The following is a 22,121-nucleotide window of genomic DNA, read 5'->3' as shown; positions in this document are numbered from 1 at the left end:
AACTTCGATAATTATATTTTTATGTACGAGGTATTCTTTCTATGCATCGTCATCTAGAACCCTCAATAACTCTTAACAAGAAAATTCGGTATAAAGTAATTCCCCATTTCAACCTCTATTACTCATCTAATGAGAGAGTATAATCATACTTCTAACCAAGTTTAAGGAACATTAAAAAGGTATATTTTTAAGTATTAAGGAAAATATAACCTATATGTATAATGGAAGGAATGGTGGCATTGCTTAGTAAAGAAAAAATGGAAATTATTAAATCTACTGCCCCCGCCTTAGAGGCACACGGTAAAGAGATTACAACGGTCTTTTACAAACGGCTTTTCGAAACACACCCAGAACTATTAAATATTTTTAACCAAACAAACCAAAAACAAGGACGTCAGCAATTAGCGTTAGCTAATGCCGTCTATGCTGCAGCTGTTCATATTGAAAACCTTTCGGAAATTATGCCTGTCGTTAGACAAATTTCTGAGAAACATCGAAGTCTTGGCATTAAACCTGAGCAGTATCCAATCGTGGGTGAAAATTTATTAATCGCCATTAAAGAAGTACTTGGCGATGCAGCAACACCAGAAATTATGGATGCGTGGACTGAGGCATACGGGGTGTTAGCGGATGTCTTCATCAATACTGAAGAAGAGATGTACAAGGAAACAGAAAATAAGCCTGGCGGATGGAGATTCTTTAAAGACTTTACCCTAGTTGATAAAATTCCAGAAAATAGATTAGTGACTTCATTCTACTTAAAACCCGCTGATGATGCACCACTGCCTGACTATAAGCCAGGTCAATATATTACAGTACATGTGCCGATATCTGGGCAAAAGTATGCACATAAGAGGCAATATAGTTTGTCTAAAACCTATGATGGAGAATCATATCGAATTTCTGTTAAACGCGAAATCATAACTGACCCAGCAGGCATTGTTTCCAACTATTTGCATGATTCATTAAATGTAGGAGACAAAATACAAATCAGCGCACCAGCAGGCGAATTTTTCTACCACACAAAAGCTGGTACTTCTGTCGCCTTTTTAGCTGGCGGCATTGGAATTACTCCACTTTTTAGTATGGTTCAATCAGCTGTTAAAGAAAATAAGGAAAAAATCCATTTTATCCAAAGTGTTAGCACCCAAGATTTATTAACATTTAGTGATGCCTTGAAGGAATTAGCGCATGATCATTCACAGCTATACTACCATGAGTTAATTACTCAAACTGATGGCTTTGTATCAAAAGAGTTTTTGGAAAAGCATATTGACACTTCTACAGATGTCTATATATGCGGACCCATTCCTTTTATGGTGGCCATGGTTAAGCATTTGCTAGCTATGGGATTGCAGGAAGACCACATCTTCTACGAATTCTTTGGTCCATCCATGACAATTGATACGGAGACACCTGAAATATAAAAAGATTAAGCGATTAAGCTTAATCTTTTTTTATAATGTTTCAGTTGCTATTTAACTTGTTCATTGGTGTATAATTAAATTACAAATTCTATTTTGAAGGTGTTATAACATATGGATTCTAAAGCAAACACATTTCTTTCTAACGAAGAAATGGAAATTTATGAATATGCTCTAAGAGATGAGTTTAAAGGTATGCATATACCAAGCGAAAAGCAAGATGAATATATTGAAAAAATACTAACAGCTGATGAAGAAGCGATCATGCATTTAAGAAAAAAAGGTGCGATTGCAATTTCACGCGAAATTTTACAAGAAGACAATATTTTCAATAAAAAATAAGGATGTGCAATTATGAGCACATCCTTATTTTTTCTTTAAACGCGGATAACCGATTAAAATAGCCCCTACTGCACAAATAGCCATTAAAATAGGATAAAACGAATAAAACATTATGCTTACCGTTGAGATACCTGCAACACTCGCTGCAGCTAATAACTGTGGTGAATAGGGAACAAATCCTTGCCATACACTAGCAAATATATCTAATAAACTTGCAGATTTTCTTGGATCGACTTCATATTGATCCGCTATTTTTTTTGCTAGAGGTCCTGTCATTAAAATCGCAATTGTATTATTAGCAGTCGAGATATCAGTCACACTCACTAAACTTGCAATGCCGAATTCTGCCCCTTTTTTCGAACGAATTTTTTTGGATATAAACGTTAGAAGGAAGTCAATACCTCCAGCATGCTGTATTAATGCTACAAGTCCGCTGATTAATACTGCAATAATAGCAATATCCTCCATACCAACTATTCCTTTACTCGCCGCTTCTACAAACGAGAGAACACTTAATGAGCCATTTATCAAACCAATTGCAAAAGAAACAATAATGCCTCCTAGCAACACTTTTATTACATCCACCCCAATTATGGCTGCAATCAGCACAAAAATGTAAGGAACTATAGAAAGGATTGAATAATCATAGGAGTTTTTGAGTGCATGACTGTTTCCTGCTGTCAAGAACCCTATAATAATTGCTGTTACCACAGCTGCAGGCAACACAATCCAAAAGTTCACCTTGAATTTATCACGCATATCTGTACCTTGTGTTCGAACAGCTGCAATAGTGGTATCTGAAATAACTGATAGATTATCGCCGAACATGGCTCCTCCTACCACTGTTGCCATGGTTAAGGCTACTGAGATTTCAGTAGCCTCTGCTATCCCCACGCCAATAGGAGATAACGCCACTACAGTCCCCATCGAAGTGCCCATTGACAATGAAATCAAACAGCCAATAATAAATAACCCTACTAATAAAAAATTCTGTGGCAGGTATGTTAATCCTAGATTGACGGTTGATTCCACAGCGCCCATCTCTTTAGCCACACTTGAAAATGCGCCTGCTAAAAGAAAAATTAAAACCATTAGCATGACATCTTTGTTTCCCGCACCTTTTAAAAATACTTCTAGCTTTTTCTCTGTTCCATCTCGGCGATTCATTACAAAAGCAGCTATACAGGCAATTCCAACAGCCATATTAAGTGGCATAGCTGTAAAGTCTTTTGTCAAAAGGCCAGAACCAATGAATAAGAGTATAAAAATAAGAAAAGGCAATAAAGCCCACTTGTTGCCATGATTCATTCTAAAAAATCCTCCACTTTTTAAATACACAAAGTTAATCATACCGAAATGGTTTTACAATGTAAATTTTTATTGTTTTCAGTTTTCCCTTCGCGCTCTTTCCAACAAATATTTACTTCCCTAATACTCATAAAAGCATGCAAAAAAGCCGAAATTTCCTTACTTGAGGAAATCCGGCTTAAGATTAGTTCACAATAAAACCAAATGTAATGACAAGCAGTAAAACAATTCCTATAAGGATTAATCCAATTACGATACCTGGCAATACGAGCGTAAAAAATGATCGCCAGTTCGAAAAGCGATGTGCAGTTGCGACACTTCCCACTTGGATGACAAACGTCCAAATAGTAACTATAAAGACCGCTAATGTCAGCACAATACTAATAATCGCAGCACCATTTGTTAATGCTTCATCGTTCATATTAAAAAAACTTTGAGGGGCATTGGCCATCCATACAAGCATAAATGGAGCAAGAGTAATATTAGGAATAGATGATAAACTAATTACTTTAAATATATCTTCAAAGCTTCCTTTTCCTTTAAATAATTTCCCTACAAGCCAAATGACACCTGAAGAAATAATGACGCTGACTGCCCCTATGAATGGTCCCGCTAAAATACAGCCAAGCAACAGTAGCCAAATGGAAAAAGAAGGATATAACTCTTGTCCAGACAAGCCTATCATTGTGCTTGCCATTCCGCCAAGTATGACGTAGAGAATAACATATGTCCAATTCTTATGTTCGATCACATAGCTGGCAGTTTTCTTTGGGTGGAGCCATATTGAAAAGAATGGCTGAATTTTATAGTCGTCAGGTTGATTCATAGAAAATAATACTCTCCTTTTTCTTTTTAGAAACTCTTTATAGTACATATACTCTTTTATATTAGGCTAAACTATCGCGCATAACTTTCACATATCTAAGCGTTTAATCTCGCAAAAATGCCGCCTTTTTCCATCAATTCAGTGAACGTTCCATCTTCTGCTATACCATCTTTTGTTACTACCATTATACGATTAGCATTCCGAATTGTTGCAAGTCTGTGAGCAATAACGATAGTAGTACGGTTTTTCGCCAATTCCATTAGTGAATCTTGAATAATTTTTTCGGTCTGTGTGTCAAGTGCAGAAGTCGCTTCGTCTAGGATTAATATAGGAGGATTTTTAAGGAACATTCTAGCGATCGCTAAACGTTGCTTTTGCCCACCAGATAATTTTAATCCCCTCTCACCAATTTCTGTTTGATAGCCATCTGGCAAACTTTCTATTAGTTCGGAAAGATTTGCTTTTTCTGCAGCATATTGAATTTCTTCAAATGAGGCTCCTAGTTTGCCATATTCAATATTCTCCTGAATGGTACCAGTAAACAAAAATACATCCTGCTGAACTATACCAATTTGTTTGCGCAATGAATGCTTCGTCATATCACGAATATCTATTCCATCAATGGTAATTGAACCACTATTAACATCATAAAAACGTGGAATAAGCGAGCTAATTGTTGTCTTCCCCGCTCCTGAAGGTCCTACAAAAGCCGTCATTTCGCCTGCTTTTAAATCGAAAGATAAATTCTGCAGAATTTCATTTGAATGATCATAACTAAAATCTACATTATTGAAGGAAATAGCACCCTTTAAATGTGGAGCAATTAAAGCATTCGGCTTATCTTGAACTTCGGGATCACGAGCGAGTAAATCTTGAAAGCGTTTAAAGCCCGCCATGCCTTTCGGATACAACTCCAGTAATGCTGTGATTTTATCAATCGGCTTAATTAACACATTTGTATACAAGATAAAGCTAACCAGCTCGCCATATGACAATTTATCATGAAAACTTAGCCATGCTCCCACTACAAGGACTAGTAAAGTCAAGAGCCTCGTCATAAAATAGATACTAGCGTTTGTCGCTCCCATGACTTTATAAGCACTTAATTTAACGAGGCGAAATAATCCATTCTGTTTTTTAAAACGATTTTTTTCATAGGTTTCGTTTGTAAATGATTGCACTACGCGAACACCTGAAACACTATCCTCTACTCGTCCGTTAATCTCTGCAATTTCTCCGTACATCCCCGTCCAGGCTCTATTCATTTTTACATTGGATATATAAACAAGAACCATTAAAATCGGAACCATCACAAGTACAATCCAGGAGAGCGTTGGATTCACAGTAAACATGATCCAAAAAGCGCCAATAAAAGTCATGATAGCGATAAAGAAATCCTCTGGCCCATGATGGGCAAATTCACCAATATCAAATAAATCGTTCGTTATTCGGCTCATGATATGGCCGGTTTTAGTATTATCAAAAAACCGGAAAGACTGCTTTTGAACATGTGTAAACAATTCTTCTCTCATATCAGTTTCAATATTTATGCCAAGTTTATGACCAAGATAATTAACAATAAAGTTTAAGATGGTACTCAATAGATACACGAGGAGCAAAAGGCCTCCTACCTTCGTAATCATTCCCCAGTTGTTTGTAGGAAGCAGCGTATCAATAAACTTTTGAACAGCTACAGGAAACGCTAGCTCTAAAATAGCCACTATAATGGCTGAACAAAAATCAATTATAAACAATTTCCTATGTGGTTTGTAGTAACTAAAAAACTGTTTTAGCATATGTATGAAGTCCTTTCTGAAAATTTCGTTATCCTAAATATCATACAGAACTTTTAAATAGAAAGCGACCCATTTTACCTATTTTAATTGTAAAGATAGGTTAAACCTCATATTGGCAGCCAGTCTATGGAAAGCTATTATATTTTTTAATGAATAAAGGCTGGCACACTTCAAAATTTGTGGTAAACATCTTTTTTGCATACAAAAAACCTTCAGAACAATACAAAATGCTCTAAAGGTTAGATTATGTAATGACCCCTACGGGATTCGAACCCGTGTTACCGCCGTGAAAGGGCGGTGTCTTAACCGCTTGACCAAGGGGCCATTATTGTATGGCGGAGAAGGAGGGATTTGAACCCTCGCGCCGGTTGCCCGACCTACACCCTTAGCAGGGGCGCCTCTTCAGCCACTTGAGTACTTCCCCATATGGCTCCGAAGGCAGGACTCGAACCTGCGACCCTCTGATTAACAGTCAGATGCTACTACCAACTGAGCTACTTCGGAATAGTAAATATGGTGCCGGCGAAAGGAGTCGAACCCTCGACCTACTGATTACAAGTCAGTTGCTCTACCAACTGAGCTACACCGGCATTTGATGGTGGGTCGGGACAGAATCGAACTGCCGACACTTAGAGCTTCAATCTAATGCTCTACCAACTGAGCTACCGACCCATCAAAATAAGAATCTATTAAACTAAAAAATGGCGGTCCGGACGGGACTCGAACCCGCGACCTCCTGCGTGACAGGCAGGCATTCTAACCAGCTGAACTACCGGACCATTTGGTTGCGGGGGCAGGATTTGAACCTGCGACCTTCGGGTTATGAGCCCGACGAGCTACCGAACTGCTCCACCCCGCGATAATAATATAGAATATAATTTTTTCAATCAACAAAGCATAATGACATCATACAAGGTTCGCCTGCTTCGATGTTACTCGCAATCATCATATTGCGATATGCTTCACCCCAGGATAATAATACGAATATGCTTTCGTAAACTACCGGATCATTTGGTTGCGGGGGCAGGATTTGAACCTGCGACCTTCGGGTTATGAGCCCGACGAGCTACCGAACTGCTCCACCCCGCGATAATAGTATAGGATATAATTTTTCTAATCAACAAAGCATAATGACATCTTCCACGCTTCGCTTGCGTCGATGTTAATCGCAAACTTCGTTTTGCGATTTGCTCCACCCCGCGATAATTATATATAATTTTTTTATGATAATGGAGGAGGAAGAGGGATTCGAACCCCCGCGCGGTTTGACCCGCCTGTCGGTTTTCAAGACCGATCCCTTCAGCCAGACTTGGGTATTCCTCCAGGAAATATGGCGGCCGAGGGGATCGAACCCCCGACCTTACGGGTATGAACCGTACGCTCTAGCCAGCTGAGCTAGGCCGCCATAGTATTAAATATTAAAATTGGTGGAGCCTAGCGGGATCGAACCGCTGACCTCCTGCGTGCAAGGCAGGCGCTCTCCCAGCTGAGCTAAGGCCCCAATGTATATATAGTATAAATGGTCGGGAAGACAGGATTCGAACCTGCGACCCCTTGGTCCCAAACCAAGTGCTCTACCAAGCTGAGCTACTTCCCGGAAATGGTGCGCCCAGCAGAAGTCGAATCCACAACCTTCTGATCCGTAGTCAGACGCTCTATCCAATTGAGCTATGGGCGCATGTTTGAAATAGAATTTCGAGCTAAAAGCCAAAAATTATGTATGTCCTACTAGTAATCCAGACCATTCTATTATTAAGCGGAAGACGGGGTTCGAACCCGCGACCCCCACCTTGGCAAGGTGATGTTCTACCACTGAACTACTTCCGCGTTAAAGACAAGATTAATTATATACCGACATTTTTATAAATGCAATACTTTTCTTGAAAAAATTATAAACAATATTGTTTATACTATTTCTTTCAGAAGCACTACCTTAATAAGTCTACAAGCTAAGCTTCAAAAAATCAATATAAATATAAATGTGTTGAATAGCGTAAGACAGTCTATTTTCACATCTATAACATTAATTTTTATTCAAAATTCGGCCAAGGAAAATCTCCACGATAATATTGTATTTTTAACTTTTCCAAATCGCTGTTCCATTTACAAAGTGCATTGGAATACTTTTTTTGGTCTTCTTCTCTGGATTTGAGTTTTATTCTCTTTGATAACTCTGCTACAGTCACCTCTAAACCATATTCCTCTACAAAATCATTTAAAGCTTGCCAACGTTGTTCATCTGTCCGACCAGATATTTGATAACCAAATTTTCTTAATTCACTAAAGTTTAATCCGAATTGTTTAGTTTTCTTCTCCACATTTTGAATATTGTACTTTTTAAACATTCTATAATTTTCTACTTCCTTTGCAGTAAAAACTTTCTCAAGGAAATATTGCATAATATCTCCTTTTAACAAGTCTATATTTTTTTGTTCTTCATTGATGATAGAAATAAATTTGTTTAGCTCTCGTAAAGTTTTGCTTAACGAATAGTCATGATAACTTTTATATAGCTTCGCAGAAAGTGGTTTATTCTGATCATGATAAAAAAGTTTAAACATTTTATTTTGTTCAAGTTGGCTTAATTTCTTATAATAAATTATGTATAAAAGTATATTTAGACCTTCTATATCAGAAAAGCACTTTAAGCTATTAGATTGCACAGTTCTTTCTAAGAAATGTTCTAGAAGCACACTCCAATTTTTCACTTTATACATGTGTAAGATTTTTAATTGAGTTTGAGGAGTTGTATTTGAAAAAAGCTCATGATAAAAATCCATATTTTTCTTTAATAGACTTTTTATTCTTTTGCTTTGATTCACATCTAATAAACTTAAACAATTGGAAAGAACGTAAATAAATTCTTCTATATATATCTTTGAATTTTCATCGTCAATGCCTATTCTAAATAGATGTTCAATTACTCTTTGCTTTTCCTCTAGGATACATTCTTTATTAAGTAGAACGGTAATGCCATCCGTGAAGTCCATAATTTTATTTTTGGCATCTATTTCCTTTCGTAATTTCTTCCTTTCTTCTAAAAGATTGTTATTTACCTTCTTGATGATGCCTATTTCTTTTAACAACAGTTCTTTTTCACTTTTCAGCTTCTGAATATACATATTTCGTCCCTGAATTTCATTTTTTAAAGCTTCTGTTTCTAATTGGGTGATATTTTCTAACTCATCAAAGAACTCATTAAAATTTTCAGTAATCATCTCTAATACATGATCTCTAGTAATTATACTAATCCCCCGCTTCCAACACTCATTAACGAGAACATTCGACATAAAAAAAGAAATTCCTTGTAATTTGAAATAAAAAACATCCGCATTCCTAAAATGCGGATGTTTTTATTAAGCTTTCTCTATCTCAAAGTGTTGAATCCAGTCGCTGTAGCTTCCAGTATATAATTGTATATCTTCATATGCCATTTCCTTTAGCATTGCGAATAACGGGGCAGCAGTGACACCACTTCCACAATAAACGGTAATTGGTTCTTTCTTAGATACTAGTTCCAACAATGTTTCATTAGGACAAAGTTTACCATCTTGTAATAATTGCTCCCAATCATAATTTATTGCTCCAGGAATATGGCCAGCAACTTGATCTATCGGCTCTATCTCTCCTTTATAGCGAGCATTCGATCGGGCATCAAGCAATGTTCTATCCACATGACCATCTACGATTTCCTTTACTGCTGTGCGGTCTGCATATAGGTGTTCCTGCCATTTTAAGTTTAAGTTTGATCGTTGGACAACCGTTAATTCATTCGACGTTTTGAAGCCTGCATTAACTAAAGCAGGATACCCTTCTTGTACAATCTGTACTTTCTGAAACCCGCCATACTTTAGTAACCACCACGCTCTTGCTGCAAATGGTGTTCCGCCTTGATCGTAGACTAGTATAGTATCGTCCATTTGCAGTCCACTTCTTTCAAATAGAGACTGTAGTTTATCTTTCGTGGGCATTGGGTGGCGTCCCGCATGCTGCTCCATGTCTGATAAGTCCTTCTCCAAATCCCAGTAAACAGCTTCTGCAATGTGCTGTTTTTGATAAGCAGTCGAACCTTCGGCAGAATTCTGGAGATTAAAACGAGCATCAATCCATTTATAATTTTCTTGAGAGTCAAGAGAGATATCCTTTACTGAAAGAAAAACTTCACCCATCACTTCTCCACCCCATTCATTAGTGTGTTGTAAATGTGTTTCCATTCTTCAAGCTTCGTACCTTCATGAAGCAACGTTTTTTCAATATCAATTTGGTTAATAGCTTGTCTTGAGATGTGTAGACGCAATTCTTCAGCAAGTTTTCCAATAATGTCTTCAAGCCATTTTTTCATGCGTGCTGATTGTTCATCTAGATACTTTTTGGCATCTGGCTTAGTTAGCTCTTCAAGTGCTTCACGCAACTTCAGATTATCGCCTTTTTCAAAAAAGGACTTATTATTTTTAAAATATTTATTAACGGATTCATATGGTTTGCTATCAGAAAAAGGACCCACGAATTCTAAAATATTAGGTTCTTCAGCCTCAAATGGCATAAATGAAAAACTAGCATTGATGTCTTTAAGCTGTTTCATATCATCTAGGTCTCGTTCGTGAATTTTTTTCATAATAAATTTCGCAATTCTAAAGTTAGTAACACGCATTTCTTGTTCAAAATCAAACCCTAAACTTGCTAGGACTTCTTTCAAAGCAATGGCTAATGCAACTGAAGATGATTTTGATGCGAAGGTTGTAGGGTTATAGCCTTCTTTAAAGAAATCCGGGTATCGATAATAAACTCGCTGTAATACAAAGTAGAGCAGTTCATCCAGTTCCTGTTTTGTATCTTTTGTAATCGTTTGAGCTGCAGAGTGCATATATCTTGTGTGGATATACTGTTCTAACTTAGCTAGCTCAGCAAGACGTTCATCTTTTCGCTTCATATTGTCTTCGGTTTGCTGGATCAGTATTCGAAGTCTTTCTTGGGCTTTTTCCGTTTCTTCAGCTAGTGCTTGAACTGCTAGTGCTGTTAATTCTTCTGATAAGAAGTGATGGAAATTCTCTTCAAACAATGGCAAACCAGAATGTAAATCTTGACTTTCTAATTTCTCTTGCAATGCTAATAAACTCGAAACACCAAATAGTCTTGGATGGCGAATGCCGAAACGTTGGAGTTCTTGTTTCACATAATCTTTTACGTCTTCTGCTTCCTCTGCATCCTTTGCAAGATCAATTGCATTAACGATAAAGAACATCTTATCTAGTTCAAATGCATCCTTCACGCGCCCAAGTTGGATTAAGAATTCTCGATCGGCTTTTGCAAATGCGTGATTGTAATACGTGATAAATAATATAGCATCCGCATTACGAATATACTCAAACGCAACCCCCGTATGCCGTGCATTTATAGAGTCTGCTCCCGGTGTATCTACTAATGTCACACCTAAACGGGTTAATTCACAATCGTAATAAAAATCAATACTATCGACAAAGCAGCTTCTGCTTTCTTGAGCTACGAATTTTTCAAATTCTTCGCGATTTGTCCTGATAGTCTCGCCCAATTTTTCTTTAAAAGTAGGGTATCCTTCTTTGAAGGCACGCACAAAGGATTTATGAACATGCAGTCTTTCATCGTCGAGTGGTTTAGCTAAAGCCTCTTCTGCTCGATCATATGCTTCATTTAGTGAATGAATCATAATACCAATTGCTTCATAACTAGCAATAATGTCATTTTCTAATTGTCCAATAGTTTTTAAGTGGACATCAGCCGTTTCATGCGGATGGCCTTCTGAAATAGGACGAATTTTATTGATAGCAGCTGTTGTAGGATTAGGAGACACTGGCAGTACTTTTTGCCCCATCAATGCATTTGAAAAAGAAGATTTCCCTGCACTAAATGCTCCAAAAAGTGCAATTGTAAAATCTTTTTGCTTTAAGCGATTCACTTTATTTTTTAAATAATTTGCAACCTCTGAAAATCCTTGAATTGGTTCAATAGCGCTTGCTGTCCTTACAGCGTTTTGAAGAGCAGTTGTTGAGTGTATAGATGGAGATGAGATTTTATCCTCCAATTCTTCTTCCTGATTCTGCTCCTCTTTTTTTTCGAGCATAGATGGATCAAATGGCCTGATATTGCCCATTGCCTTTTCATGTTCTTGCTCCCACTCAGATACACATTGATCTGCTTCAGGATTCATTGTCTGAATCGAGACCGTTTTTTGGATAGCAAAATATTTTTCCTGTTCTTCAATTGCTTTTGCGCCATCAATTACTTCTACTTTGTTTTTCAATACTGCACATTTTTTCTTTAAGGGCTCTACTGTCGTAAAGGACAACTCTTCTATATAAGCGCTTTTTTCAAACTTCCATTGATCCGTGTCTTGCTTATACCACCTCTTTGTGGCACTTGCTACACGATTGGCGAAGTTTAAAAGCGCATCCCCAGTAATACCAGAATCAAGTTTCACTTGTTCTTCAATTACGGAAAATGGTGGCTGCATATCAAAATCGTCGATTTCATGAGAAAAATCATCGGTTAAAGCATTAACTAATTTCAATGAGCTCTTCATTAAAGAGCGCATATGACCAGAAATTTGAGAGAACGCTATTTCTTTATAAAGTGAATACAGAGATTCCTTACGCTGATCCTTTTCTGCTTGTGTTTTTTTACCAGAAAAAAGCATTCCAACTTTGAAATCTGGCTGTACACTTTCCAAATAATATTTCAGCTTTTCTCGTAATTCGAAAGGCATTATAGCAGCATTTTCTAATAATTCATCACGGCTGTGATCAAAATTCTTTTGCCAATTTGATGCTGAATACAACTTCAACTGTTGAAGTACTACTTCAAAGTCTGCTGTAATCTCTTCGTTATTTTCCCACTCTTCTTGCGATAAAATGGTTTCATTATTTTCTAATAGCTGCTTTTTATTAGTTTCTAAATATTGTGCATGTTCGATTTGAAGCTGCTCAAGAGCTGCTTTACCTCCAGCAATTAAATGATCTTGCCATCCTTCCATACTATTCATGACTATTTCTTTTACTTTATTATAATCATTGTAAGGAAGATTAAAGTCTCTTAATGAGGTAAAGTAAATCCCTTTTGGTTCTACCACCCAATTTGAGAATGATTGATACACCGAATCGGAAAATTCCTGAAAGGTTAGTTCACTCTCTTTATGTTTATCAATTTGGTTCACAATTAGATAAACATTAGGATTATGCTTCATTAAATTCTTTGTAAATTGGAAGTTTAATTCTGATTGGACATGGTTATAGTCCATTACATAAAAAACAATATCAGCCAAATGCAGTGTCGTTTCCGTAGATAAACGATGCGCATCATCTGTCGAATCAACACCTGGTGTATCCATTACTGTTATGCCTTTTGGCAAAACAGAATCTTTATGGCCAATTTCAATTTGAGAAACCAAGGCACCGTTCTTAGCGAATTCTTTTACTGTTTTAATATCATACCCGTCATCAAATTTGATAGGATTTTGATCTACTAGGTATGCAATGGCATAATTCTCATCCGATTTATGTACTTTTACAACGTTTGCGCTTGTTGGTATAGGAGAAGAAGGAAGGAGATCATCCCCTGTCAGCGCATTAATCATAGTAGATTTACCTGCAGAGAAATGACCTGCAAAGGCAATCATATATTCTTTATTAATAAGCTTTTCAGCAAATAATTTCGTTTTTTGAAGCCTTTCCTGGTCTTCGTTATGTTGATAGATTAAATATTGCATTGCAGTCTGTTTTAGCAGCAGATGTAGTTGTTCTTCAAAATGACTCATGAAAATCATTTCCTCCTTTTTTGCCTTAACGCTATTTTACCATGCCTATAATAAAAAAATCCTTCTATTATTAGAAGGATTAAAAAAATTATTTTAAATGCGTGGAGGTTTGATTAAAAATGTATTTGCCTATTGCCCCGTAAATAATAAGTGTCGCACCAATGAATGCATAAACCATCTGAAACGCTCCTTTTAAAGAAATTAATCAGTGAATATGAAAATCATTCTCATTTGTTAATTTCATCATAATAAAAAAACTATGTGACGTCAACAACTATTCAATTCTTTTGCTGCGTGATACTATATTAAAAAGGTCATAACATAAGGAGTTCTCAATGAGCACATCGATACAAGTACAAACTATACTCAATAGCATGATTCAATCACTCAAAACTGTATTACCTAACGACGTCCATGTCTCAGCTCCATCCATTTCTAAAGAACCTTACGAACAATCCGAAATCGGAGTTTTAATCGGCATGGTGGGAGATTTAAAGGGTAGAATTATTATAGATTCCTCTCCAGAAACTTTCAGTACTATTAGTGAAGCCATGTTCGGAATGAAGCTTGAAGGTGAAATGCTGGAATCTTTTACAGGAGAGTTTGGCAATATGATTGCTGGCAATCTTTGTACATATGTTGCTGCACAACAATTAGTATTAGATATTACACCACCAACTGTTATGGTGGGCCATACAAAACTGCTTGGCTATAATCAAGCAATTATACTTCCTGTTGATATAGATGCTATCGGAAAGTTAACCATATTGCTAGCGATGGATCCGAGTTAGAAAAAAGAAGCTTTTTCAAAGCTTCTTTTTTTATATTCAAATTACTTATAGTTTGTTAAAGACATATCTAGGAGTTTTTAATCACCCTCTAAAGGTACCCTCACTTAAAAACCTCTTTATATCATTATTTTTCATAGATTTTTATCACTTAATTCGTTAACCTTCTTAAACACACATTCCTTTTCACACTTCTTTCACACTTTTTGTCAAAAGGTGTGATTTTTATCACATCTAAACCTATATTTTTTTTATATCATTTACTCAAACAATAAAACAAAACTTCATTCAGAGAAGTCTTCTTTCTTCGGTTAGTTACAGCCCAATAATCGAACGAAATAAAACTTAATTCATCTCGTTCTAGATTATTTATTGAAGAAGCTTCCCTCTTGCAAACTATTGCAGAATAAATGTTTTGATTTAATTGAAAGGAGCGATTTCGATGGCACCCAAGAAACATGAAGAAGAAGAAAACTTAAAAGGAACACTCTATTTAGTATTTGCGTTAGGCGCTTTTATAGTAATTACGTGGGCTGCATGCTTTGGCCTATTTTTAGAACGTTTTTAAATAAAGGAAAGAAGGGAAAAAAATGCATCTGCATAAATATGAAAAGTATTGGCTTTTATTTGGTGGCGGATCTTTAATCGTATTTTTATTAATTACAGGAATCATGGCATTTCATAACGGCAGTCATCCACCAAGTGCCAAAAACACAATAAATCATGAAAAGGTAGACCAAATTGCACCATTTAACAAACCTGGTGTTCACAAAGTTTCAGGTAAAAATTGGGATTATGAAATAGTAGTACTCGCTTCTGCCTTTTACTATAACCCACCAGAACTAGAAGTACCTGTAGGGTCTAAGGTTAAGTTTATAGCTACTTCTAAAGATGTTGTACATGGCTTTGAAATATCAGGTACGAATGTCAACATGATGCTAGAACCAGGCTATGTTTCTGAATATGTGACAACAGTTGATAAAGCTGGTGAGTATTTAATTGTATGTAACGAATATTGCGGAGTTGGCCATGCGCAAATGCATTCTATGCTTAAGGTGGTGGATAAAAAATGAGTCAAACAGTCATCGATCAATCAAAAGTCAAAAATGATAGTCTAACCGTTGCAAGTAAGGTTAATAGAAAAACAGCTGAGCTTCTTAAAGTAAATCCTAAAGATGCTAAACTTTCTATGGCTCATATTTATGTTGCATTCATAGCTCTATTCTTGGGTGGAACTGCAGGTCTATTGCAAGTTTTAGTACGTTCGGGGCATTTTGATTTACCTTTTGGCATTGGCTATTATCAAGTTTTAACTGTACATGGTGTTTTGCTAGGTTTAATACTTACTACATTCTTTATCTATGGGTTTCAAATTGCAGCGGTTAGCCGTACATCTGGTACCCTATCAAATAAACAAAGATTACTAGGCTGGATCGGATTTTGGATCATGACAGCTGGTACTGCAATGGCAGCTGCGATGGTTCTTTTAAATGAAGCGTCTGTTCTCTATACTTTCTATGCCCCATTACAAGCACACTGGATTTACTATTTAGGCCTAACACTTGTTATTGTTGGTTCTTGGATCGGAGGACTTGCACAAGCAATGCGTTGGATACAATGGCGCAAAGAAAATCCAAAACAAACTTCACCTTTACTTTCATTCATGGTCGTTTGCAATAACTTAATGTGGTTTGTTGCAACTCTCGGCGTAGCTGCTGAAGTATTATTCCAATTGTTACCTTGGTCACTTGGCCTAGTAGAACGAGTTGATATTCTTTTATCACGTACTTTATTCTGGTATTTCGGGCATGCACTTGTGTATTTCTGGTTATTACCAGCTTACATGGTATGGTATACCATCATTCCCAAAATTATTGGCGGTAAAATTTTCTCAGATTCCCTTGCTCGCCTTGCATTTATCTTATTCGTATTATTCTCAATCCCAGTCGGAGTTCATCACCAATTGACTGAACCTGGTATTGACCCATCATGGAAATATGTTCAAGTAGTTCTAACTATGATGGTATCTATTCCTTCTTTATTGACAGCATTTTCAATGTTTGCAACGTTTGAATTAGCCGGACGTTCAAAAGGTGCTAAAGGACTGTTTGGTTGGCTAAAAAAATTACCTTGGGGAGATGCAAGATTCTTCGCTCCGTTCATGGGTATGTTAATCTTTATCCCAGCAGGCGCTGGTGGTATTGTCAATGCATCTAACCAAATGAACCAACTTATCCATAATACCATTTGGGTAACAGGACATTTCCACTTAACAGTGGCAACTACCGTTATTCTAACATTTTTCGGTGCTGCTTATTGGTTAGTTCCTCACTTAAGAGGCAGAGTGTTTACAAAAGAGTTAAATCGCCTTGGCATTATCCAAACAATCGTTTGGGTTGTTGGTATGGCCATTATGTCTAGCTCCATGCATATTGAAGGTTTACTGGGTGCACCTCGCCGTTCAGCTTTCTCTGATTATGGCGGTGCTGAAATTGCTAAGACATGGGCATCTTACCAAGTTGCACAAGCTGTTGGTGGCACATTATTGTTCATCGGCATTATCATCTTCTTGTATATCTTTGTAAAACTTTGCTGGTTTGCACCTAAAGGTGAAGAAGAATTCCCAATCGCTGAAATTTCTCCACAAGCGGAGAAAACACCTGCTATTTTGGAAAATTTCAAAGTATGGCTTGTAATTCTAGCAGCATTAATATTGATTGCTTATACATTCCCTATCTATGATATTATACAAAATGCTCCACTAGGTTCTAAAGGCTATAAGCTTTGGTAATCTAGCAAATAAAAAACGTTCTATTTCATAATTGAAATAGAACGTTTTTTGCCTGTATATGTATCTACGATATATTTCCCGCTTGAATCATAATTACACACATATCATCAGGTTGATCAATTTGCAGTTCTTTAGGTAATACATACTCAATAGGTTCCTGCATTTGAATATCAAACTTCTGGTTAATCACTAATTTCTTCAGTTCTTCTAGCCCATCATGATTGAAATCATCTAATGCCTCCATGACCCCATCCGTATAAATAAGAACTTGAATTTTTTCTTTAAATTCAATTGTTGTTTTTTTCACTTTCATTTCTCTAAACAATCCTACAGGGCAGCAATTGGTCGATAAGGTAATAATTCTTTGATCTTCGACTAATAAAAACCCTGGTGGATGGCCAGCATTCACATATTCAATAGTATTATTCTTCGTATCAATAACTAAATATATGGCAGTAAAATAATAGTGAAATGTATTTTTTTCTTGATTGAGTATATTCATCCATCTATTTAGTTCTTCAATTAGTGCCACAGGGTCTGGATTTTTGCGAATAGCATCGCGTAATGCAGAAGATATATACATACACACTAAAGATGATGTAATGCCGTGGCCCATTACATCAAGTAAGATTACACCATATCGATCTTCATCAATCTTTTGCCAATAGTACATATCTCCGGCTAATTGATTTGCAGGCAAATAGGAAGCATTGACATTAAATCTTTCTTCTAATAAAGGTTTACTAAGCAGCCCTCTTTGAACTTGCATAGATAATTCTAGTTCATCTTGTATTTTCTTTTCATGTTTTTTATGCCAATCTTTTTCGTATTTTAATCGAAGGCCTACACGAATTCTGGCTAGCAAATCTGTTTTGTTAATTGGTTTTGTAATATAGTCAATGCCGCCGACATCTAACGCTTCAGCAACTTTTTTTGAATCTTCAATAGCTGTTACAAAAATAATTGGTATATCTTTAAACTTAGGGTTATCTTGTAGTATCTTACATGCTTCAATTCCGTCCATTTCAGGCATCATAATATCCAGAAGAATCAAATCAACAGATGTGTTTGTTGATTCTTTTACTTCTGTTTCTAAATAATCGAACATGGCTTTGGCAGATGTAAGAGAAGAATAGTCTGTATAACCTGCACGTTTAAGTATATTCTCTATTAAAAAGAGATTGATTTGATTATCATCTACTATTAATATTGTCATTCTTCTCCCCCTTACTGATAATGTAATTCCCTAATAGTAAAAAATTAAACATTATTAAATAAAAAAGTGTAAAGTATCACGCTACATAAAACAAGGAAAGGAAATGCATAAGCATCTCCTTCTGTTAGATCTTTCTGTATATATTCTCTTTGGCTGAAATAACAGCATATTTATCTGAAAACTGAGTTGACCGCAGAGACTCCTTACTGCCAATTCCCATAAAGCCCCCTTTACAGAGGCTTTCATAGAATAATTGGTTAACGTTTAGTTGAAGATCACTTGTAAAATAAATCATTACATTTCTGCAAATTATGATATGAAATTCGTTAAATGACCCATCTGTTACTAAATTATGTTGAAAGAAAACAATGTTTTTTCTTATGCTTTCGTCTAAATAAGCATAATCATAATCTGTAGTATAGTATTTAGAAAACTCATGTTTACCACCAGCATTTAAATAATTCCGAGTATAGGTTTGCATGCGATTCAACGGAAGAATGCCTTTTTTTGCAGTAGATAAGACTTTCTCACTTATATCCGTTGCATAGATCTTTGCTCGATCGTATAGGCCTTCTTCTTCTAATAAGATAGCCATGGAAAAGGCTTCTTCGCCTGTTGAACAACCTGCATGCCAAATCCTAATTTCAGGAAGATTTCTCAAATGCGGAACTACCTGTAAACGAAACGCTTCAAAAAACTCAGGATCTCGAAACATCTCTGTTACATTGATGGAGAAATCATCAATTAATTTTTCTACAAATCCTTTTTCATATAAAACCTTTTCAATTAAATAGCTAATTGTCCTAACATTTTCTATGCGAGCTCGATTCTCTATTCTTCGCTTAATAGATGAGCGCATATAATCACGGTAATCAAAACCCGAAACATCAAAAATCGCCTGCAACAATAACTTTATTTCAATTTCTTCTCTTTCTTCTTGTGTAATAGAATCTTTCATAGTTTTCACCGCTATCTGGTTACCACCGTTGATGTGAGCCATACACGAAGCACAGACAATAATTGATCTACTTTTAATGGTTTGCTTACATAGTCAGATGCACCGGCTTTTAGACATTTAGCTCGGTCACCCTTCATTGCTTTTGCTGTCAGGGCAATGATTGGCAATTCTTGATACTGTTCTTGCTGGCGAATCAGCTGCATTGTTTCATAACCATCCATGCCTGGCATCATGATATCCATTAGGACGGCGTCAATTGTATTTTCTTCATGAAGAATGTCTAAGCATTCATAGCCATTTTGCGCAGTGATTATATTCATTCCTTCTGCTTCTAATACTTTACGCAAAGCAAAGATGTTTCGGTTATCATCATCAACGATTAGTATCTTTTTCCCTGTTAATTTATTTGAGTTTGCTTGTTCTTTCTGCTGTTCTTCGCTGAAGCTTACTAAAGTGTCAAATGTTATATCTTGATCTTGGCATCGTTCTGCTTCTACTGTAGCTGCAATAAGATCTGTAACGTCGCTTTCTTCCATTACATTTACGCCTTCTGGCAAGTTTGGAAGGAATAATGTAAAGGTACTTCCTTGCCCTTCAACGCTTTCACAAATTATATTCCCGCCAAGCAATTTTGCAAACTCTCTACTAATAGATAAACCTAATCCAGTGCCCCCATACCTGCGAATAGTTGCGCCATCCGCTTGTTGGAATGCCTCAAAAATTAATTCTTGTTTATCTTTCGGAATACCAATACCTGTATCTGATATATTGATTTCAATCCAATCAATAGTTGGATTTGCACCTTGAACATGTTTGTAAACTCGTTCCATATCTGCTTTTTTGAAATGAACATCTACAGAACCATCATCCGTAAATTTAAAGGCATTTGAAAGTAAATTCTTCATAATTTGTTGGAATCGTTGATGGTCAGTATAGAATAACGCTGGAATATTGTCCTCCATTTTCACTTCAAAGGATAATCCTTTGTTTTTCGCAATATGCTTAAAGTTTTGGTAAAGAAGATCAGGTATCTCGCTAACATTCATTTCTTCAAATTCAACCACTAATTTTCCGACTTCAACTTTTGACAAGTCTAATATATCGTTGATCAAGGTTAATAAATCTTGACCTGATGAACCAATAATTTGGGCGAATTCACGTTTTTCTTCGGCTGTACTGCTATCTTTAGGATCTTGAAGCATCTCAGACAAAATAATAATGCTGTTAAGAGGCGTTCTAAGCTCATGAGACATATTCGCCATAAATTCGGATTTATATTGCGAACTGCGCTGCAACTCTAAAGCTTGCTCTTCTAACTCTTTTTTCGTCTCTTCTAGCTGATGTGATTTTTCTTCAGCTTCATATGTTCTTTCTGATAGCTGTTCATTAATCATTCGCAATTCTTCAGCTTGTGTTTGTAATTCTTCTGATTGAGCTTGCAACTCTTCTGATTGTGCCTGAAGCTCTTCCGTTTGTGCTTGTGACTCTTTTAAGAGACGTTCAATTTCCATACGTCCTTCAACGCTATTAATCGTAATGCCTAATGTTTCAAGCACTTTTTGGATGAATTTTTCTTGAACTGGTGTAAATGTTTCTAAGCTTGCCATTTCAATGACTGCTACTACTTGGTCTTCAAAGATAACTGGTGCAATTAAAATACTTTTTGGGCTAACTTGACCAAGCCCTGTGGTTACCAATTGATAGTTATCGGGTATATGTGTGATAACTTGTGATTTTTGTTCAGACACACATTGACCAATAATACCTTCGCCGACCCGGAAAGCTTCCCGGCCAATATTTTCTCCATCGCCCGCAATATCAGCAAGCTTGATAAAGCGAGTATCTTTTCCATCACCTTTTCGAAGGTAAAAGACTCCGAATGAAGCATTAATCATTGGTGCCAATTTAGTTAAAAGACGATTTGCTAAAACTTGAATATCTTCAATTCGTTGATACATTGTACCGATTTCTGCTAAACCGGTTTGAATCCAGTTTTGATCATTCATTTCTTGTGTATATTTTTTCTCATTTAAATTATATTGCTCTAATGATTCTGCCATTGCATTGAATGAATGAGCAATATCACCAATCTCATCTTTAGTATTGATATGGATCCGTGGGATACTAGATAAATTATGGTAATCAATATCTTTAATTACACCAGCAATAGATGACAAATCTTGGGAAAGTTTGCGTAGCATCCACAAAAGAATTGCTGAAACGAATATAATTCCAATCACTGACCCAATAATACTTAAGAATAAAGTACTCTCATAATTTTTTTGAGATTCATCTACTTTTGAATCCATTAACTTTTCTTGATACGTTTTAAAATCATTGAGTGTCTTCGTTACTTCACTACGTTTAGCCATTTGGTCATTCATCAGAGACTCGAGATTTGCATTGTTGTCTTTATTAGTCACCGCTTGAATAATCTTAGTTTCAGTTGCAGTATAAGATTGATACTGATCATTTAGTTGCTGTGACAAACTTTTTCCATCTGTAGTATTAACTAACGAGCTTAACTGAGAAATATCCTTCATAATAGCTGTTTGGTTTTTTTCTAATATTTCTACGCTCTTTTCAGCTTTGCCTTTCCCTTCATTAAGCGCAGCAAACAAGATTTCTCGGTCTGACTGGGAAAAGAGCTGTCTCATATCTAAGACTATTTTTACCTTTTCATAACGGTCGTCGACAATCTCGCTCATATTTTTTCTCAACGAATTTAAGTTGGATATCATCGTTGATAACAGAATTAATAGAAAAACAATAATTAATCCAAAGCCTATCCATTGCCTTTTCTTATAATCCATATAATCCCGCCTTTCTTTTTAATGTTATATAGAAATTTGTAAATAATCCTAGTAGTAAAGAATAGTATACATA

15 protein-coding genes and 14 tRNA genes are annotated in these 22,121 nt (G+C 36.2%); 6 read left to right on the top strand and 23 right to left on the bottom strand.

The window, feature by feature from the left end; genetic code table 11:
• Positions 1–239 precede the first annotated feature (239 nt).
• Together hmpA and RCJ93_RS01565 are read left to right on the top strand one after the other, a co-directional pair.
• On the top strand, positions 240–1,427 hold the full coding sequence (hmpA, locus tag RCJ93_RS01570) for an NO-inducible flavohemoprotein (RefSeq protein WP_446738199.1): 1,188 nt from the start codon (positions 240–242) through the stop codon (positions 1,425–1,427).
• A 111-nt stretch (positions 1,428–1,538) separates the two neighbouring features.
• Positions 1,539–1,766 carry a hypothetical protein gene (locus tag RCJ93_RS01565; protein ID WP_147196719.1) on the top strand — a complete coding sequence of 76 codons (228 nt, stop codon included), beginning with the start codon at positions 1,539–1,541 and terminating at the stop codon, positions 1,764–1,766.
• A gap of 24 nt (positions 1,767–1,790) precedes the next feature.
• On the opposite strand, the gene RCJ93_RS01560 is transcribed toward RCJ93_RS01565, so the two are convergent.
• The 20 genes from RCJ93_RS01560 to RCJ93_RS01465 form a co-directional block, all read right to left on the bottom strand.
• A complete protein-coding gene (locus RCJ93_RS01560) occupies positions 1,791–3,074 on the bottom strand; it encodes a Na+/H+ antiporter NhaC family protein (protein WP_446738198.1) in 1,284 nt (427 codons plus the stop codon).
• Between the two features lie 184 nt (positions 3,075–3,258).
• Positions 3,259–3,900, bottom strand: a complete 642-nt coding sequence (locus RCJ93_RS01555; RefSeq protein ID WP_446738197.1) for a Yip1 family protein — start codon at positions 3,898–3,900, stop codon at positions 3,259–3,261.
• 95 nt (positions 3,901–3,995) lie between these two features.
• On the bottom strand, positions 3,996–5,696 hold the full coding sequence (locus tag RCJ93_RS01550) for an ABC transporter ATP-binding protein (RefSeq protein ID WP_251646922.1): 1,701 nt from the start codon (positions 5,694–5,696) through the stop codon (positions 3,996–3,998).
• 252 nt (positions 5,697–5,948) lie between these two features.
• Positions 5,949–6,020 (bottom strand) — tRNA-Glu (locus tag RCJ93_RS01545).
• A 9-nt stretch (positions 6,021–6,029) separates the two neighbouring features.
• Positions 6,030–6,120 (bottom strand) — tRNA-Ser (locus RCJ93_RS01540).
• Positions 6,121–6,123: 3 nt separating this feature from the next.
• A tRNA-Asn gene (locus RCJ93_RS01535) sits at positions 6,124–6,200 on the bottom strand.
• 10 nt (positions 6,201–6,210) lie between these two features.
• Positions 6,211–6,286, bottom strand: a tRNA-Thr gene (locus RCJ93_RS01530).
• Between the two features lie 6 nt (positions 6,287–6,292).
• Positions 6,293–6,368: transfer RNA gene (locus tag RCJ93_RS01525), tRNA-Phe, on the bottom strand.
• Positions 6,369–6,398: 30 nt separating this feature from the next.
• Positions 6,399–6,475 (bottom strand) — tRNA-Asp (locus RCJ93_RS01520).
• A gap of 3 nt (positions 6,476–6,478) precedes the next feature.
• Positions 6,479–6,555: transfer RNA gene (locus RCJ93_RS01515), tRNA-Met, on the bottom strand.
• A 153-nt stretch (positions 6,556–6,708) separates the two neighbouring features.
• A tRNA-Met gene (locus RCJ93_RS01510) sits at positions 6,709–6,785 on the bottom strand.
• Positions 6,786–6,926: 141 nt separating this feature from the next.
• A tRNA-Ser gene (locus RCJ93_RS01505) sits at positions 6,927–7,019 on the bottom strand.
• Between the two features lie 8 nt (positions 7,020–7,027).
• Positions 7,028–7,101: transfer RNA gene (locus RCJ93_RS01500), tRNA-Met, on the bottom strand.
• Between the two features lie 20 nt (positions 7,102–7,121).
• A tRNA-Ala gene (locus RCJ93_RS01495) sits at positions 7,122–7,197 on the bottom strand.
• A 19-nt stretch (positions 7,198–7,216) separates the two neighbouring features.
• Positions 7,217–7,293, bottom strand: a tRNA-Pro gene (locus RCJ93_RS01490).
• 4 nt (positions 7,294–7,297) lie between these two features.
• Positions 7,298–7,374 (bottom strand) — tRNA-Arg (locus RCJ93_RS01485).
• 77 nt (positions 7,375–7,451) lie between these two features.
• A tRNA-Gly gene (locus RCJ93_RS01480) sits at positions 7,452–7,523 on the bottom strand.
• Positions 7,524–7,726: 203 nt separating this feature from the next.
• Entirely contained in the window at positions 7,727–8,986 is a 1,260-nt protein-coding gene (locus tag RCJ93_RS01475; RefSeq protein WP_446738196.1) for a hypothetical protein, read from the bottom strand.
• Positions 8,987–9,052: 66 nt separating this feature from the next.
• The gene (locus tag RCJ93_RS01470) at positions 9,053–9,910 is read right to left on the bottom strand and encodes a sulfurtransferase (RefSeq protein WP_446738195.1); all 858 of its coding nucleotides are present in this window, start codon (positions 9,908–9,910) and stop codon (positions 9,053–9,055) included.
• The gene (locus RCJ93_RS01465) at positions 9,865–13,482 is read right to left on the bottom strand and encodes a dynamin family protein (RefSeq protein ID WP_446738194.1); all 3,618 of its coding nucleotides are present in this window, start codon (positions 13,480–13,482) and stop codon (positions 9,865–9,867) included. The genes RCJ93_RS01470 and RCJ93_RS01465 overlap by 46 nt, the downstream gene beginning before the upstream one ends.
• A 335-nt stretch (positions 13,483–13,817) precedes the next feature.
• Between RCJ93_RS01465 and RCJ93_RS01460 the strand changes: the two genes are divergently transcribed.
• The 4 genes from RCJ93_RS01460 (at position 13,818) to RCJ93_RS01445 (ending at position 17,061) form a co-directional block, all read left to right on the top strand.
• The gene (locus tag RCJ93_RS01460) at positions 13,818–14,273 is read left to right on the top strand and encodes a chemotaxis protein CheX (RefSeq protein ID WP_066788386.1); all 456 of its coding nucleotides are present in this window, start codon (positions 13,818–13,820) and stop codon (positions 14,271–14,273) included.
• A 439-nt stretch (positions 14,274–14,712) separates the two neighbouring features.
• Positions 14,713–14,838, top strand: a complete 126-nt coding sequence (locus tag RCJ93_RS01455) for a cytochrome c oxidase subunit 2A (RefSeq protein WP_147195739.1) — start codon at positions 14,713–14,715, stop codon at positions 14,836–14,838.
• A gap of 22 nt (positions 14,839–14,860) precedes the next feature.
• Positions 14,861–15,343, top strand: coding sequence for a cytochrome c oxidase subunit II (locus RCJ93_RS01450; protein ID WP_446738193.1), 483 nt, complete (start codon positions 14,861–14,863; stop codon positions 15,341–15,343).
• 116 nt (positions 15,344–15,459) lie between these two features.
• The gene (locus RCJ93_RS01445; protein ID WP_446738937.1) at positions 15,460–17,061 is read left to right on the top strand and encodes a b(o/a)3-type cytochrome-c oxidase subunit 1; all 1,602 of its coding nucleotides are present in this window, start codon (positions 15,460–15,462) and stop codon (positions 17,059–17,061) included.
• Between the two features lie 64 nt (positions 17,062–17,125).
• Here RCJ93_RS01445 and RCJ93_RS01440 read toward each other — a convergent pair whose 3' ends face one another.
• The 3 genes from RCJ93_RS01440 to RCJ93_RS01430 all read right to left on the bottom strand — a co-directional run bounded on the left by RCJ93_RS01440 (position 17,126) and on the right by RCJ93_RS01430 (position 22,048).
• A complete protein-coding gene (locus RCJ93_RS01440; protein WP_446738192.1) occupies positions 17,126–18,277 on the bottom strand; it encodes a SpoIIE family protein phosphatase in 1,152 nt (383 codons plus the stop codon).
• 124 nt (positions 18,278–18,401) lie between these two features.
• Positions 18,402–19,235 carry a CheR family methyltransferase gene (locus tag RCJ93_RS01435; protein ID WP_446738191.1) on the bottom strand — a complete coding sequence of 278 codons (834 nt, stop codon included), beginning with the start codon at positions 19,233–19,235 and terminating at the stop codon, positions 18,402–18,404.
• Positions 19,236–19,246: 11 nt separating this feature from the next.
• Positions 19,247–22,048, bottom strand: coding sequence for a response regulator (locus RCJ93_RS01430; protein WP_446738190.1), 2,802 nt, complete (start codon positions 22,046–22,048; stop codon positions 19,247–19,249).
• Positions 22,049–22,121 lie beyond the last annotated feature (73 nt).

The organism is Rummeliibacillus sp. BSL5 (assembly GCF_052928305.1).
The sequence above is the reverse complement of the archived record's forward strand: the minus strand, read 5'-3'. Positions and strand labels throughout refer to the sequence as shown.

What these genes read in the sequence shown, in the direction of transcription:
- RCJ93_RS01450 (WP_446738193.1), top strand. Translation starts at nt 14,861, where the DNA reads ATGCATCTGCATAAATATGAAAAGTATTGGCTTTTATTTGGTGGCGGA.
- RCJ93_RS01445 (WP_446738937.1), top strand. Translation starts at nt 15,460, where the DNA reads ATGGCTCATATTTATGTTGCATTCATAGCTCTATTCTTGGGTGGAACT.
- RCJ93_RS01470 (WP_446738195.1), bottom strand. Translation starts at nt 9,910, where the DNA reads ATGGAAACACATTTACAACACACTAATGAATGGGGTGGAGAAGTGATG.
- RCJ93_RS01475 (WP_446738196.1), bottom strand. Translation starts at nt 8,986, where the DNA reads ATGTCGAATGTTCTCGTTAATGAGTGTTGGAAGCGGGGGATTAGTATA.
- RCJ93_RS01430 (WP_446738190.1), bottom strand. Translation starts at nt 22,048, where the DNA reads ATGGATTATAAGAAAAGGCAATGGATAGGCTTTGGATTAATTATTGTT.
- RCJ93_RS01440 (WP_446738192.1), bottom strand. Translation starts at nt 18,277, where the DNA reads ATGACAATATTAATAGTAGATGATAATCAAATCAATCTCTTTTTAATA.
- RCJ93_RS01460 (WP_066788386.1), top strand. Translation starts at nt 13,818, where the DNA reads ATGAGCACATCGATACAAGTACAAACTATACTCAATAGCATGATTCAA.
- RCJ93_RS01560 (WP_446738198.1), bottom strand. Translation starts at nt 3,074, where the DNA reads ATGAATCATGGCAACAAGTGGGCTTTATTGCCTTTTCTTATTTTTATA.
- RCJ93_RS01455 (WP_147195739.1), top strand. Translation starts at nt 14,713, where the DNA reads ATGGCACCCAAGAAACATGAAGAAGAAGAAAACTTAAAAGGAACACTC.
- RCJ93_RS01555 (WP_446738197.1), bottom strand. Translation starts at nt 3,900, where the DNA reads ATGAATCAACCTGACGACTATAAAATTCAGCCATTCTTTTCAATATGG.
- RCJ93_RS01565 (WP_147196719.1), top strand. Translation starts at nt 1,539, where the DNA reads ATGGATTCTAAAGCAAACACATTTCTTTCTAACGAAGAAATGGAAATT.
- RCJ93_RS01435 (WP_446738191.1), bottom strand. Translation starts at nt 19,235, where the DNA reads ATGAAAGATTCTATTACACAAGAAGAAAGAGAAGAAATTGAAATAAAG.
- RCJ93_RS01465 (WP_446738194.1), bottom strand. Translation starts at nt 13,482, where the DNA reads ATGAGTCATTTTGAAGAACAACTACATCTGCTGCTAAAACAGACTGCA.
- RCJ93_RS01550 (WP_251646922.1), bottom strand. Translation starts at nt 5,696, where the DNA reads ATGCTAAAACAGTTTTTTAGTTACTACAAACCACATAGGAAATTGTTT.